At 69.0% G+C, this 12,723-nt stretch carries 13 protein-coding genes; 10 read left to right on the top strand and 3 right to left on the bottom strand.

Annotated elements, in window-relative coordinates; all coding sequences use genetic code 11:
- Positions 1 to 136 precede the first annotated feature (136 nt).
- Positions 137 to 1,534 (bottom strand): aminotransferase-like domain-containing protein, encoded by a 1,398-nt coding sequence (locus ACJ7Z0_RS19100; RefSeq protein WP_434791091.1) that lies wholly within the window; start codon positions 1,532 to 1,534, stop codon positions 137 to 139.
- Between the two features lie 342 nt (positions 1,535 to 1,876).
- Here ACJ7Z0_RS19100 and ACJ7Z0_RS19095 point away from each other — a divergent pair, with 342 nt between their 5' ends.
- From ACJ7Z0_RS19095 to ACJ7Z0_RS19065, 7 genes are read left to right on the top strand one after another with little or no spacing between them, the layout of a single operon-like run.
- Entirely contained in the window at positions 1,877 to 2,359 is a 483-nt protein-coding gene (locus tag ACJ7Z0_RS19095) for an MSMEG_0572/Sll0783 family nitrogen starvation response protein (protein WP_431125235.1), read from the top strand.
- A 15-nt stretch (positions 2,360 to 2,374) separates the two neighbouring features.
- Entirely contained in the window at positions 2,375 to 3,430 is a 1,056-nt protein-coding gene (locus tag ACJ7Z0_RS19090) for a Nit6803 family nitrilase (RefSeq protein ID WP_434791090.1), read from the top strand.
- On the top strand, positions 3,393 to 4,475 hold the full coding sequence (locus ACJ7Z0_RS19085) for an MSMEG_0568 family radical SAM protein (RefSeq protein ID WP_434792689.1): 1,083 nt from the start codon (positions 3,393 to 3,395) through the stop codon (positions 4,473 to 4,475). The genes ACJ7Z0_RS19090 and ACJ7Z0_RS19085 overlap by 38 nt, the downstream gene beginning before the upstream one ends.
- 2 nt (positions 4,476 to 4,477) lie before the next feature.
- Entirely contained in the window at positions 4,478 to 5,038 is a 561-nt protein-coding gene (locus ACJ7Z0_RS19080; RefSeq protein ID WP_431125238.1) for an MSMEG_0567/Sll0786 family nitrogen starvation N-acetyltransferase, read from the top strand.
- The gene (locus ACJ7Z0_RS19075; RefSeq protein ID WP_434791089.1) at positions 5,035 to 6,033 is read left to right on the top strand and encodes a sll0787 family AIR synthase-like protein; all 999 of its coding nucleotides are present in this window, start codon (positions 5,035 to 5,037) and stop codon (positions 6,031 to 6,033) included. The genes ACJ7Z0_RS19080 and ACJ7Z0_RS19075 overlap by 4 nt, the downstream gene beginning before the upstream one ends.
- Positions 6,024 to 6,308: an MSMEG_0570 family nitrogen starvation response protein gene (locus ACJ7Z0_RS19070; protein ID WP_434791088.1), complete on the top strand. Its 285-nt coding sequence runs from the start codon at positions 6,024 to 6,026 to the stop codon at positions 6,306 to 6,308. The genes ACJ7Z0_RS19075 and ACJ7Z0_RS19070 overlap by 10 nt, the downstream gene beginning before the upstream one ends.
- A gap of 32 nt (positions 6,309 to 6,340) precedes the next feature.
- Positions 6,341 to 7,675, top strand: a complete 1,335-nt coding sequence (locus ACJ7Z0_RS19065; protein ID WP_434791087.1) for an MSMEG_0569 family flavin-dependent oxidoreductase — start codon at positions 6,341 to 6,343, stop codon at positions 7,673 to 7,675.
- Here the strand turns inward: ACJ7Z0_RS19065 and ACJ7Z0_RS19060 are convergent.
- On the bottom strand, positions 7,672 to 8,355 hold the full coding sequence (locus ACJ7Z0_RS19060; RefSeq protein WP_431125246.1) for a response regulator: 684 nt from the start codon (positions 8,353 to 8,355) through the stop codon (positions 7,672 to 7,674). The genes ACJ7Z0_RS19065 and ACJ7Z0_RS19060 overlap by 4 nt on opposite strands.
- 245 nt (positions 8,356 to 8,600) lie before the next feature.
- Here ACJ7Z0_RS19060 and ACJ7Z0_RS19055 point away from each other — a divergent pair, with 245 nt between their 5' ends.
- Together ACJ7Z0_RS19055 and ACJ7Z0_RS19050 are read left to right on the top strand one after the other, a co-directional pair.
- Positions 8,601 to 9,929 carry a DotU family type IV/VI secretion system protein gene (locus ACJ7Z0_RS19055; protein WP_434791086.1) on the top strand — a complete coding sequence of 443 codons (1,329 nt, stop codon included), beginning with the start codon at positions 8,601 to 8,603 and terminating at the stop codon, positions 9,927 to 9,929.
- Positions 9,930 to 9,958: 29 nt separating this feature from the next.
- A complete protein-coding gene (locus ACJ7Z0_RS19050; protein WP_434791085.1) occupies positions 9,959 to 11,083 on the top strand; it encodes a type VI secretion system protein in 1,125 nt (374 codons plus the stop codon).
- A 17-nt stretch (positions 11,084 to 11,100) separates the two neighbouring features.
- Here the strand turns inward: ACJ7Z0_RS19050 and tssJ are convergent, their stop codons facing one another.
- Positions 11,101 to 11,613 carry a type VI secretion system lipoprotein TssJ gene (gene tssJ, locus ACJ7Z0_RS19045; protein WP_434791084.1) on the bottom strand — a complete coding sequence of 171 codons (513 nt, stop codon included), beginning with the start codon at positions 11,611 to 11,613 and terminating at the stop codon, positions 11,101 to 11,103.
- Between the two features lie 71 nt (positions 11,614 to 11,684).
- Here tssJ and tssA point away from each other — a divergent pair, with 71 nt between their 5' ends.
- Positions 11,685 to 12,716: a type VI secretion system protein TssA gene (gene tssA, locus ACJ7Z0_RS19040; protein ID WP_434791083.1), complete on the top strand. Its 1,032-nt coding sequence runs from the start codon at positions 11,685 to 11,687 to the stop codon at positions 12,714 to 12,716.
- Positions 12,717 to 12,723 lie beyond the last annotated feature (7 nt).

Genomic DNA, 12,723 nt, shown 5'->3' with positions numbered 1-12,723 from the left:
CGCCTCCATCGGGCTTGTCCATGGCCTCCTTCGGTGGTGAAAAAGAATGGATGGGCTCGACCGCCAGACTGGACGTTCGAAGCACTGACTTGCGTAGGAAAGGGGCGCATCCGGGCAGCAGTCATTCGCGGAGATTTCACACCCCGCGCAACGTGGCGTGCGGATGCAGCGGATGCGCCAGCGTGTCGGCGATGAGCCGCAGCGCCTGGTCGCACTGCTCGCGCGACATCGGGCCGCCCAGGCAGATGCGCACGGCATCGGGCGGATCGCCATCGGTCGAAAACGCCGCGCTCGCCACCACGCCGACGTTCTGCGTGCGCAGGTAGGAGGCAAACTCCACCGGGCTCCAGCCGGGCGTGAGCGGCAGCCAGGCGTGAAAGCCTTCGGGATGCGCTTGCAGCCCGCTGGCGCCCAGGTGGCGTGCCGCCAGTGCCTGCCGCGCCGCCGATTCGCTTCGCACCGCCTGCAGCATGGCCTCGGCGGTGCCGTCTTCCACCCACAGCGTGGTCAGCGCATTGGTGATGGGCGAGGCCATCACGGTGGTGGCTCGCATCGCGCCGGCCAGCCGCTGCGACTGGACCACCGTGGGCGAACAGACGTAGGCGCTGCGCAGGCCCGCGCCAAAGCACTTGGAGAAGCCGCTCACGTAGTAGGTGAGCCCCGGTGCCAGCGTGGCCAGCGCGGCGGGGGTCTGGCGCGGCAGCATGCCGTAGGCGTCGTCCTCGATGATCGGCACCGCATAGCGCAGCGCCACGTCGGCCAGCGCCTCGCGCCGCGCGCGCGAGACGGTGCCGGCGGTCGGGTTCAGCAATGTGGGGTTGCAATACAGCGCCTTGGGCTTGAGCGTCTTGCAGGCGTGCTCGAAGGCGTCGGCAATGGGGCCGTCGTCGTCCAGCTGCAGCGCCTGCAGTTGCACGCCCAGCTGCGCCGCGATGGCCTTCACGCCCGGATAGGTGAGCGACTCCACGCAGACCAGCTCGCCCGGCCGCGCCAGCTGCGAGAACAGCGCCGTGAGCACGCTGTGGATGCCCGGGCACACGAGGATGCGATCGATGCCCGCGCCGGGCACGAAAGGCCGCAGCCAGCGCATCGCGGCCTCGCGGTCGTGCGCAGTGCCGCCGAAGTCCTGGTAGCGCAGCAGGTCGTGCAGGTCCGCCCCTGCAAAAGCCCTGCTTGCGCTGTCGTGCAGGCGCGCCATCAGGTGCTCGTCGTCGGGCTCGGGCGGCATGTTCATGGTCATCTCGGCCCCGCTGCCGCCGCGCAGCCGCAGGCTCGGGCTGCCCGAGCGGATGAAGGTGCCGGTGCCGGCGCGCGAATCGATCAAGCCGCGCTTGCGCGCCTCGGCATAGCCGCGCGCCACGGTCGTGTAGTTGAGCCCCAGGTCGGCCGCGAGTTCGCGCAGCGTGGGCAGGCGGTCGCGCACGGCAAGGCGTCCGGTCTTGATGTCGTCGGCAATCAGCTCGGCCAGCAACAGGTAGGCGGGCCTGGTGGTGTTGCGCAGCTGCTTGCGCCAGTGGGTGGTGATCGTATTCATCGGAGGAGTTGATTGCATCCATTGATTGCATCCAGCCACCGGTCGGCACGCAGGAATCGCGCCCGCTCCATAGGAACCGAATGCTTCGATCAGGTGCGATCAACCCCATTGATCGGGTGCATTGATCGCATGGCGGATGCGTCTTTCCGGTGCGGAGAGCGCCTTGCCGAAGGGTTGCGCACCGGTCTTTTCGGGTGCCGAAAAAATTTCTATCCACTGGCGGCCCGCGCCGCCGCGTGTTGATCGCGCGTTGATCGCACGCCCCGCTCCGGGCGCTGGCACATCGCCTGCGAAGAGTAGGACACGCAAGACCTGCGTTCAACCCCTCAACCGGAGTACCCCATGCCCAAAGTCACCCGCCCCCGCAACGAGAAAGGCGAGTTCCTCGTCGACTACGAAGAGAAGGTGTTCGAAGACGTCAAGGCCGAGCCTGGCGAGAAAGCGCTCGTCACCTTCCACACGGTGGCCTTCGAGGGCTCGATCGGCTTCGTCAACCTGCTGCAGGCCACGCGGCTCAGGCGCAAGGGCTACGAGACGTCGGTCCTGCTCTACGGCCCCGGCGTGACGCTGGGCGTGCAGCGCGGCTTTCCGACGCTGGGCGACGAGGCCTTTCCGGGCCACCAGAACTTCAACAAGCAGATCAGCAAGTTCATGGAAGAAGGCGGCAAGGTCTACGCCTGCCGCTTCGCGCTGCAGGCGCTGTACGGCCATGGCGAAGGCGCGCTCATCGAAGGCATCAAGCCGATCAATCCGCTCGACGTGCTGGACATCGTGCTGCTGCACAAGAAGGCCGGCGCGGTCATCCTCGACACCTGGACGCTGTAAGGCGGGACCCGAGCGATGGCTTCCCCACCCCGCATCGTGCGTGCCGCGGCGATCCAGATCGCGCCCGACTTCGACCGCCCCGACGGCACGCTCGACCGGGTGTGCGGCGCCATCGACGAGGCCGCCGCCAAGGGCGCGCAGCTGGCGGTATTTCCCGAAACCTTCGTGCCCTACTACCCCTACTTCAGCTTCGTGCTGCCGCCGGTGCTGCAGGGCGCGCCGCACCTGCGGCTGGCGGAGCGCGCGGTCGTCGTGCCGGGGCCGGTCACACAGGCCGTGGCCGAACGTGCGCGTGCGCGCCACATGGTCGTGGTGCTGGGCGTGAACGAGCGCGACCACGGCAGCCTCTACAACACGCAGCTGGTGTTCGACGCCGACGGCACGCTGCTGCTCAAGCGCCGCAAGATCACGCCCACTTATCACGAGCGCATGGTGTGGGGCCAGGGCGACGGCGCCGGCCTCAAGGTGGTCGACACCGCCGTCGGCCGCGTCGGCGCGCTGGCCTGCTGGGAGCACTACAACCCGCTCGCGCGGTACGCGCTGATGGCGCAGCATGAAGAAATCCACTGCGCGCAATTCCCGGGCTCGCTGGTGGGGCCGATCTTCGCGGAGCAGATGGAAGTGACCATCCGCCACCACGCGCTCGAGTCGGGCTGCTTCGTGGTGAACGCCACCGGCTGGCTCAGCGACGAGCAGATCCGCAGCGTCACGCCCGATGCCAACCTGCAGAAGGCGCTGCGCGGCGGCTGCCACACCGCCATCGTCTCGCCCGAAGGCAAGCACCTGGCGCCGCCGCTCACCGAGGGCGAAGGCATGGTGGTCGCCGACCTCGACATGGCGCTGATCGCCAAGCGCAAGCGAATGATGGATTCGGTCGGCCACTACGCGCGGCCCGAGCTGCTGTCCCTCGCCATCAACGACCGGCCGGCAGAGACCACCGTGCCCATGCATGCCGCTTTCCCCACCCCCACCGTTCCACGGAGCCCCGACCATGACCATCGCCACGACGACCCCGCCGGACAGCCGGCAGCTGATGACCGAGCTCCAGTCCTTCGGGTTGCGGCTGGTTGATCCTTCGGCCGGCGCGGCCAGCCGCCGCGGCGGCGCGGGCCCCTCCGACCACAAGGCCGTGACCGTGGACGGCCACACGATCATGGTGCCGGTCCACACCTCCAGCGCCTGGCATTCGCCCTTCACGGCCGAGGCGCCCGATGCAGAGGGCATGAGCCGCGTGATGCGCGGCAGCATTCCCATTGCGCGCATCAGCTTTCCGAAGCAGCCGCGCTTCTACGCGATGCAGACCTTCGACGGCGTGCCCTATTCGCACATCGCCACGCTGCACGGAAGCGACGTGCTCGCCACCACCGTGCTGCAGACCTGCATCCGCTACGAGAGCCGCAAGAAGAGCTGCAAGTTCTGCGCAATCGGCCAGTCGCTCGCGGCCGGCCGCACCATCGCGCGCAAGACGCCCGAACAACTCGCCGAGGTGGCGCGCGCCGCCGTGCTGCTCGACGGCGTGAAGCACATGGTGATGACCACCGGCACGCCCAACGCCACCGACCGCGGCGCGGCCATCCTCTGCGAGAGCGCCTTCGCAATCAAGGCCGCGGTCGACATTCCGATCCAGGGCCAGTGCGAGCCGCCCGACGACGACCAGTGGTTCCACCGCATGAAGGCCGCGGGCATCGACACGCTGGGCATGCACCTCGAAGTGGTCACGCCCGAGGTGCGCGAACGCATCATGCCGGGCAAGGCCACGGTGCCGATCTCGCGCTACATGAGCGCGTTCGAGGCGGCGGTGGGCGTGTTCGGGCGCGGCCAGGTCAGCACCTACATCCTGGCCGGCCTGGGCGACACGCGCGAAGCCATCCTCGACATCTGCGACCAGTTGCTCGCGCGCGGCGTGTATCCCTTCGTGGTGCCCTTCGTGCCGATCAGCGGCACGCCGCTCGAGGACCATCCCGCGCCTTCGCCGGAGTTCATGAGATCGGTGCTCGCGCCGCTCGGCGAGCGCGTGGTGAATGCCGGCCTGCGGTCGGCCGACATCAAGGCCGGCTGCGGCAAGTGCGGCGCGTGCTCGTCGCTCTCGATCTACGAAAAAGAAAGCGAAAGCTGAACATGCTGTGCATCGACGACCTCAGCGAACTCGACCTGCACTACGCCCCAGTCGAATACCTGGTGCGGGAAGCCGCGCAGCAGTGGGAGCGCGACGAAGCCATGGCCCTGCGCCGTGCGGTGTTCTGCATCGAGCAGGGCATCTTCGCGCGCGACGACCGCGATGCCATCGACGGCCATGCCCACCTGCTGGCGGCCATGTCGTGCAACGGCGGCATGCCCGAACAGGTGGTCGGCACGGTGCGCATCCATCGCGGCGCAGCACCCGGCGAATGGTGGGGCTCGCGCCTCGCGGTGCATCCCGCCTTCCGCAGCCAGGGCCACCTGGGCGCCACGCTGATACGGCTCGCGGTGTCGCGCGCCAACGCGCTGGGCTGCAGCACCTTTCTTGCGCAGGTGCAGATGCAGAACGTGCCGCTCTTTCGCAAGCTGGGCTGGCAGATGCTCGAGGAGACCTCGATCCACGGGCGCCCGCATGCGCGCATGCAGGCCGACCTGGACTTCTATCCGCCCTGCCACGATCCCGTGAGCGGCTTCGTCACGCGCGCGAAGGTGCTGTCATGACGAATGTCCACGCCATTGCCGAAGCCCTGCGCGCCTCGCGCGGCTTTGCGCACAAGCGCGACATCAGCGACGTGGTGTCGGCCCTCGGCCGCTCGCTGCCGGGCGGCCACGCGGCGCTGGCACAGGCCGTGCCCATCGGCGACGACTGCGCGGCCATTCCCGACGGCCACGGCGGCTACCTGCTGTTCGCGATCGAAGGCATGGTGGAAGACTTCATTGTGCGCATGCCGTGGTTCGCAGGCTACTGCGGCGTGATGGTCAACGTGAGCGACATCTATGCGATGGGCGGCCGACCGACGGCGGTGGTCGATGCACTGTGGAGCACCGGCATGAGCCCAGCCGACGACGTGCTGCGCGGCATGGCGGAGGCGTCGGTGCGTTACGGCGTGCCGGTGGTGGGCGGCCACAGCAACAACCGCAGCGAACGGCCGCAGCTGGCGGTGGCCATCCTCGGCCATGCGCGGCGGCTTCTGACGAGCTTCGATGCGAAGCCCGGCGACCTGCTGGTGATGGCGGCCGACCTGCGCGGCGCCTACGAGGAGCCCTTTCCCTACTGGAATGCATCGACCTCGGCACCGGCCGCGCGGCTGCGCGCCGACCTCGAAGTGCTGCCCTCCATTGCGGAGGACGGCCTCAGCCGCGCCGCCAAGGACATCAGCATGGCCGGCGCGGTGGGCACGGCCATGATGCTGCTCGAATGCTCGGGCGTCGGCGCAACCATCGACATCGATGCGCTGCCCAGGCCCGCGGGAGTTCCGCCGATGCGCTGGCTCTCGTCCTTTCCGAGCTACGGCTTCGTGCTCAGCGTGGCGCCGGCGCAGGTGGCGCAGGTGCTGAGCCGCTTCGCCGCGCGCGACATCGCCTGCGCGGTGGTCGGCGAAGTCGATGCGACCCGGCAGGTGCGATTGCGGGCCGGCGGCGAGGAGGCCCTGCTGTGGGACTTCGGCAGCGATGCCTTCATCCAGCCGCCGCAGGAGGCGCTCGCATGCCCGTGATGCACTTCCGGGTCCGCTGGCCCGATGCCAGCGAAACACGCTGCTACTCGCCCTCTTCCGTGGTGCAGGACTTCCTTGCGCCCGGCCGGCGCTATGCGCTCGACGATTTTCTCCAGCACAGCCGCGAAGCGCTCGCCATGGCCTCCGAACGCGTGCGCGCCAAGTACGGCTTCGCGTGTTCGCAGGCCATGGACCAGCTCGCCGAGATCGAGCACATCGCCGCGCGCTTCGCCGATGCGGCCAACGCCGAAGTCACCGTCGTCGCTTTCGACTGATGTCTCCCCTCCTCCAGAGAAAGAAGAATCCCATGTCCTATCCCTATGGCGGGCGCAGCCACTACAGCGTCATCATCGTCGGCGGCGGCCAGGCCGGACTCTCGCTGAGCCACTGCCTGCAGCAGCGCGGCATCGACCACCTCGTGATCGAGAAGCGCAGCCTGGTGCACAGCTGGCGCACCCAGCGCTGGGACTCGTTCTGCCTGGTCACGCCCAACTGGCAGTGCCAGCTGCCGGGCTGGTCCTACGGCGGCGACGATCCGCACGGCTTCATGGTGAAGGACCAGATCAACGAATGGCTGGCCGGCTTCGTCGCGCAGGTGAAGGCGCCGGCCATCGAAGGCGTCACGGTCGAACGCGTGTCGCGCGTGCCGGGCACGGGCGAGCGAAGCCATGACCGCTTCGCCGTGCAGACCGATGCGGGCAGCTACACCGCCGACCAGGTCGTCGTGGCCTCGGGCGGCTACCACCGCCCGATCGTGCCGCGCCTGGCCGAGAAGTTGCCCGCGAGCGTGGTGCAGTACCACTCGGCGCAGTACCGCAACCCCGCGCAGCTGCCCGAAGGCGCGGTGCTGGTGGTGGGCTGCGGACAATCGGGCGCGCAGATCGCCGAAGACCTGCACCTGGCCGGACGCAAGGTCTACGTGGCCACCGGCGACGCACCGCGCTGCGCCCGCTTCTACCGCGGACGCGAAGTGGTCGACTGGCTCGCCGACATGAAGTATTACGACATGCCGGTGACCGAGCATCCGCTGCGCGAAGGCGTGCGAGACAACACCAACCACTACGTGACCGGCCGCGACGGCGGGCGCGACATCGACCTGCGGCGCTTCGCACTGGAGGGCATGGAACTCTTCGGCCTGCTCGAGGGCCTGGATGGCGGCGTGCTCGCGTTCAAGCCCAACCTGCGCGACAACCTCGACCGCGCGGACAGCGTCTACAACCGCATCAACGCGTCGATCGACGGGCACATTGCGGCCCGGGACATCGAGGCACCGCCGCCTTCGGTCTACACGCCGGTGTGGGAACCGCCCGAGGAACGCACGCGGCTCAACCTGGAGGAGGCGGGCATCACGAGCGTGCTGTGGTGCATCGGCTTCTCGCCCGACTTCGAGTGGGTGGATGCGCCGGTGTTCAACGGACGTGGCTCGCCGGTGCACCAGCGCGGCGTCACGGCCGTGCCCGGCCTCTACTTTTTGGGCTTGCCCTGGCTGCACACCTGGGGTTCAGGCCGCTTCTCGGGCGTGGCGCGCGATGCGGAGTTTCTTGCTGAAGCGATTGCGCAGAAGAGGACGTTGGCGGCAGCGGGAGGTCAACCCGGCGATGAAGACGCAGCCGAGGCCGCCGCGCAGCTGCGCGCGGCTTAGGCCTGCTGCGCCTCGGTCAGCGCCTGCGCAGCCACCACCGCTTCGGTGCGGTTGCGCACATTCAGCGCGCGGAAGATCGCGGCCAGATGGATCTTGACCGTGCCTTCGCTGATGCCGAGGCTGCGGCCGATGAGCTTGTTGGGCTTGCCCTGCGAGAGTAGCTGCAGCACCTCGACCTGGCGCTCGGTGAGCACGCTGCGCAGGTGCTCCAGCGTTGCCGATGATGCGCCCGGGGAGCGCGCCTCGCCGTTCTGCGTGGGCGCCACGCCGGCCACGATGCCCGGCGGCAGCGCCGTCAGCATCATGGGCGGCACGTAGACGCCGCCGGCCAGCACCAGCCGCACGGCCGACAGCATGACCTCGGGCGAATACGCCTTGGGAATGAATCCGAGCACACCGCGTTCGAGCGCGCTGCGCATGATGGCCGGGTCTTCGTAGCCGGAAAGCACGATGACGGGCACGGCCGGATGGCGGCGGCGGATTTCGTCGATGTGGGCCTGCCCGTCGGCGCCGGGCATGTTGAGGTCGATCAGGGCCAGGTCGAGCTCGTCGGTTGCACCGGCAAGCAGTTCGTCGACGCTCATCGCCAGGACGAACTCGATGCCGGGCTCGAGCTCCGACAACTTGGCTTTGACCGCCTCGATGACGAGCCGGTGGTCGTCGGCGATCAGAATTTTCATGGCATGTCCCAGTCCCAGCGTGCATTGAACTCAGCGGAAGCAGAAGATACCGGCGATTGCCCCGCACAGCAAGGCCGGTTTGCCCGACGAACGGCATAGACCCCAAGCGATATGGCGCCCGCCGCGCCGCGTTTGGAAGAATGAACGCCTATTCGAAGGAACCGGGGACATGCGCATGTGCCATCGCTGCAGACGCCGGTGCAAGGCATCCCTCGCCATGCAAGCGCAGTGAACGGGCGCGGTTCATGGCCCGGCTGCTCGACTGTTTTTCGGCATTCTTTTCATTCGGCCTGGCTCTCGACGCATCGATTGCCGCCGGCCGCAGCACGCTCTCCCATGACGCCGCGCAGCAACAGGCCCGCCACCTGCTGGATGCGGCGCGCGCCTGTGCCGCCGCATCGGACACGCCCGCGCCGCAGGTCGAATCGGCCGCCTTTGCCATGGTGGCCTGGATCGACGAGATCCTGGCGCGCCATCCCGCGGCGGCAAGCAGTGCCGCACCGCTGCAGGTGCAACTCTTCAATTCGAACAACGCGCACAGCGAGTTCTTCCATCACCTGTCGGCACTGACCGCGCAGGACGACGAGGTGCGCGAGGTCTACTGGCATGCGCTGGTGCATGGTTTCAAGGGCCAGTATTACTTCGAGAACGGCGACCGGGGCGAGCTCGGCAAGCTGAAGGACCTGCACGCGCGCCAGCTGCGGCTGCGGCCGCTGGCGCTCGGCAGCCTGGTGCAGGACCGCATCACGCCGCAACCCTACCGCGTGGCGGACCCGCCCGGGCCGCACGACACGCGGCGCCGCGACCGCGCATTGCTGCGCGCCAACGCCGCGCTCGCGTTGCTGCTGCCGCTTGTCTATCTGCTGTGGTGGCTGTGGCCGGCCGGCCCGGCCGCGGTGGAGCCGAGCCTGGGCCAGCGCATCGAGCAGCACCTGCAGACCTACGCATGCGCCGACCTCGCGGCCGCCGCGGACAAGGACGGCAACCTGCGCGTGAGCGGCTTCGTCTCGCTGCCCGCGGACCTGAAAAGAGTCGAGCACGAGGTGGCCGCGATGCCGGGGGTCAAGTCGCCCGCGTTCGACGTCGAGCTGCGCCTGTGGCCGCACTGCGAGGTGTTCGCCATCCTGAAGCCCTACCAGCTGCGAAACCGCGACAAGGCCTACGGACTGGATGTGGAAGCCCTCACGGCCCGGAACGGCCAGCTGCGCGAAGGCGACAGCGTGCGCGTGCAGGTGGCGGCACCGAACCACGACAGCTACCTGTGGGTCGACTACTACACGGTCGATGGTTCGGTCATGCACCTGAACGCCGGCCAGGTGGCCACGCGGCTGCGCGCCGGCGAAAAGCTCGAGCTGGGCCGCGAGGTGCCCTCCAGCTGGCTCGTGGGTCCGCCCTTCGGCAGCGTGCTGATCACGGTGCTCTCGTCCCCCACGCCGTTCAACGAAACCGCCGACCGGCCGCCTTTCGAACTGGCCTCGGCCTATCTGCTGCGCCTGCGCGAGGCACTCGCTGCCAACAAGGGCGGAGACCGGCTGATCGCGGATTTCGTGTCGCTCGACACCGCCGCGCGCTGAGAAGAAGCAAGAACCGCCAAGCCATCGCCATGACCGCCGCGCCGTCGCCCGCCCTTCTCTTCTGGCTGCTGCTGTTGCTGTGCCTGATCGGCTTCATGCTGCTGTACGGCACCGTGCGCGACGCGGGCCGCGGTGCGCGGCGGCGCGCACTGCGGCGGCGAATCGATGCCCTGGGCCCGCCGGCCGCCGAAACCGACGAGGCCGCCGTCGAAGCCGTGCGCGATGCCATGTCGCAGGCCCGTCAGGCCCTGCGCCAGCCTCCGCGGCAGCGCAGCGGCCCGGCGCCGTGGTTTCTCTTCCTGGGCGACGCGGCGGCCAATCTGCCGGGCCTGCTGGCGGCGGCGCACGCCGAGCGGCTCGTGCCTTCGGGCAGCGAGCCTTTCGGCGAACCGTACTGGCGCTGGTGGCTCACCGGTTCGATGGCCGCCATCGAACTCCATCCGACGGCTGTCAGCGAAGCGGCCGCGGCGCCGCACACGCGCGGCCTCTGGTTGCAGGCGTTGCTGGCGCTGGCCGAGCGGCGCGACCGCCTGCCGCTCAACGGGCTGGTGGTGTGCGTCGCCGCGAGCGAGCTGCAGCGCGCGGACCCCGGAACGATGAAGCCACTCGCGGCCCGGATACGCCGCCAGCTCGAAGAGGCCGGCGACACCCTGCGCCTGCAGTTGCCCGTCTACCTCGTCGTGACCGGCCTCGAACAGCTGGCCGGCTATGCCACGCTGCGCGGCGCGCTGCCTCCCGAGGTGCTGGCGCAAGCCATCGGCCATCGGCTGGCCGAGCCGCATGGCGGCAACGACGCGGCGGCCGCGCGGCTCGATGCCTTGTTCGACCCCATGGCGCGGCAATTGCACGCGCTGCGCATGGCGTTGCTGCGCGAACAGCCGAGCGCTTCGGGCCGGCTTGCGATCCATGAATTCGTCGAGGCGATGCGGGCGCTGCAACCCGCGCTGCGCCAGGTGGCGGACGCCTTGTTCGAAAGCCAGGGCCGGGGTTCGCGCGGGCTTCGGTGGCGCGGCCTCTACTTCACGGCCGCTGCATCAGGGGCCGCCGGCGGCGCGTTCGTGAACGATCTGTTCGCGCACTTCCTGCCGGCCGACCAGCCGCTCGTGCGGCCCGGCCGGCCTGCGGCTTCGAGCGGAAGCGCGGCACCCCCATGAACGCTCCGCGCGCGGGGCTATTTGCTTTCGACGCGGATCTGGCGGGCGCCGAAGGTCACCGTCATGGCCTGGGCTTTGCCGGTTTGCACGGGGCGCACTTCGCGCCAGCGCGCACGATCCAGATCACGGAACGCCGCCATGACGCCAATGGCCTTGGCATCGGGCGGCAGGGTGAGATCGAGCTTGCGGGTCTCGCCGGGGCGCAGCAGCATTTCTTCGCGCTGCACGAGCTCTGCGCCCAGCGTGGCCTGGTCTTTTTCGAACAGCGAGAAGAAATCCGCGCCTTCGAACGGGCCGGGCGACTTCAATGCATACACGCGCACCGTGAGCGGCGAAGCGCGGCCGCGCGCATCGGGGTTGGCATCGGCACCTGCAGCCAGCGTGATCGACACCGTCGTGACCACGGGCTTGGGTGCGCAGCCTGCGAGCAGCACACCCGTCAACACCAGGCCAGAGGCCAGTGCAAGGCGCCGCGAAACCGCGGCAGGAGTGCGTCCATAGGACGAATGGTGTGTACCCAGCGTGCGCATGCTATTCCCTTCGTTGCATTGACCGGTTCCGACGCATCTTTGATTATCACCAGCCAACTCGAACAGGCAACATGCTGACCAACGAACTTGTCGAAGCCCTGCTCACGCCCATCGGCGAGGCATCGCCGTGCGGCGACGACCTGGAGTACGACGCAGCCTTTACCGCGCTGGCGGCGTCCTCGCAGGGCAAGCCCGAGCAGCAGTTCGGCGACACCGTCATACCGGCGGTGGAGCCGGAGTGGCGCGACGTGGCCGAACAGTCCGACGCGATCCTGCGCCGGAGCAAGGACGTGCGCGCCGCGGTGCTGCTCTTGCGCGCCTCCACGCGGCTGCAGGGCGTGGCCGGCTTCATCGCGGGCCTTCAATTGCTGATCGGTTTGTTCGACCGCTTCTGGGACGGCATACATCCAACGCTCGATGCCGACGACGACAACGACCCCACGATGCGCCTCAACGCGCTGGCACCGCTGTGGGACGAGAACATGGTGCTGCGCGACCTGTACGACGCGCAGGTGGGCGTGGCGCCCGGTGTCGGCCCGATCCGCGTACGCGACATTGCCATTGCGAGCAACGCGCTGACCGCCGTCGGCGGCGATCCGACCTATTCGATGTCGCAGATCCAGGGCGGCCTCGAAGCGATCCAGGCGGAGCGCCCCGAACTCCTGCAGGCGGCCGTGAGCGTGCCCGCCCTGGTGGAGCGCCTGCAGGCGCTGCTGGTCGAGCGCACCGGCCGCGCCGACGCCGTCGACCTCGCCCCGCTGCGCAGCATTGGCCGCGTGCTGCAGCGGGCCTGCAGCCTTGCGAGCGGCGCCCCCGAAGAGGTGGACGCCGCCGGCGATGCCGGCCCCGATGAAACGCAGGGCGCGGCTTCTCCGCGCTCGGCCGCCGCGCGCGGCGAGATCCAGAACCGGCAGGACGCCGTGCAGATGCTCGACCGCGTGATCCGCTATCTCGAACAGGCCGAGCCCGGCAATCCGGCGCCGCTGCTGATCGAGCGCGCGAAGAAGCTCATTGGCGTGAGCTTCCTCGAGATCATGGCCAACCTCGCGCCCAACGCGATGGACACCATCGAGAACGTGACCGGCAAGCGCCCGTCCGAATAAGCCCGCC

Source organism: Variovorax palleresanus, from assembly GCF_051144945.1.
GTDB classification, from domain to species: Bacteria; Pseudomonadota; Gammaproteobacteria; order Burkholderiales; family Burkholderiaceae_C; genus Variovorax; species Variovorax paradoxus_S.
Note: the sequence above shows the minus strand (reverse complement) of the source record. Positions and strands in the feature narration are given on the sequence as shown.

What these genes read in the sequence shown, in the direction of transcription:
- ACJ7Z0_RS19100 (WP_434791091.1), bottom strand. Translation starts at nt 1,534, where the DNA reads ATGAATACGATCACCACCCACTGGCGCAAGCAGCTGCGCAACACCACC.
- ACJ7Z0_RS19095 (WP_431125235.1), top strand. Translation starts at nt 1,877, where the DNA reads ATGCCCAAAGTCACCCGCCCCCGCAACGAGAAAGGCGAGTTCCTCGTC.
- ACJ7Z0_RS19090 (WP_434791090.1), top strand. Translation starts at nt 2,375, where the DNA reads ATGGCTTCCCCACCCCGCATCGTGCGTGCCGCGGCGATCCAGATCGCG.
- ACJ7Z0_RS19085 (WP_434792689.1), top strand. Translation starts at nt 3,393, where the DNA reads ATGACCGAGCTCCAGTCCTTCGGGTTGCGGCTGGTTGATCCTTCGGCC.
- ACJ7Z0_RS19080 (WP_431125238.1), top strand. Translation starts at nt 4,478, where the DNA reads ATGCTGTGCATCGACGACCTCAGCGAACTCGACCTGCACTACGCCCCA.
- ACJ7Z0_RS19075 (WP_434791089.1), top strand. Translation starts at nt 5,035, where the DNA reads ATGACGAATGTCCACGCCATTGCCGAAGCCCTGCGCGCCTCGCGCGGC.
- ACJ7Z0_RS19070 (WP_434791088.1), top strand. Translation starts at nt 6,024, where the DNA reads ATGCCCGTGATGCACTTCCGGGTCCGCTGGCCCGATGCCAGCGAAACA.
- ACJ7Z0_RS19065 (WP_434791087.1), top strand. Translation starts at nt 6,341, where the DNA reads ATGTCCTATCCCTATGGCGGGCGCAGCCACTACAGCGTCATCATCGTC.
- ACJ7Z0_RS19060 (WP_431125246.1), bottom strand. Translation starts at nt 8,355, where the DNA reads ATGAAAATTCTGATCGCCGACGACCACCGGCTCGTCATCGAGGCGGTC.
- ACJ7Z0_RS19055 (WP_434791086.1), top strand. Translation starts at nt 8,601, where the DNA reads ATGGCCCGGCTGCTCGACTGTTTTTCGGCATTCTTTTCATTCGGCCTG.
- ACJ7Z0_RS19050 (WP_434791085.1), top strand. Translation starts at nt 9,959, where the DNA reads ATGACCGCCGCGCCGTCGCCCGCCCTTCTCTTCTGGCTGCTGCTGTTG.
- tssJ (WP_434791084.1), bottom strand. Translation starts at nt 11,613, where the DNA reads ATGCGCACGCTGGGTACACACCATTCGTCCTATGGACGCACTCCTGCC.
- tssA (WP_434791083.1), top strand. Translation starts at nt 11,685, where the DNA reads ATGCTGACCAACGAACTTGTCGAAGCCCTGCTCACGCCCATCGGCGAG.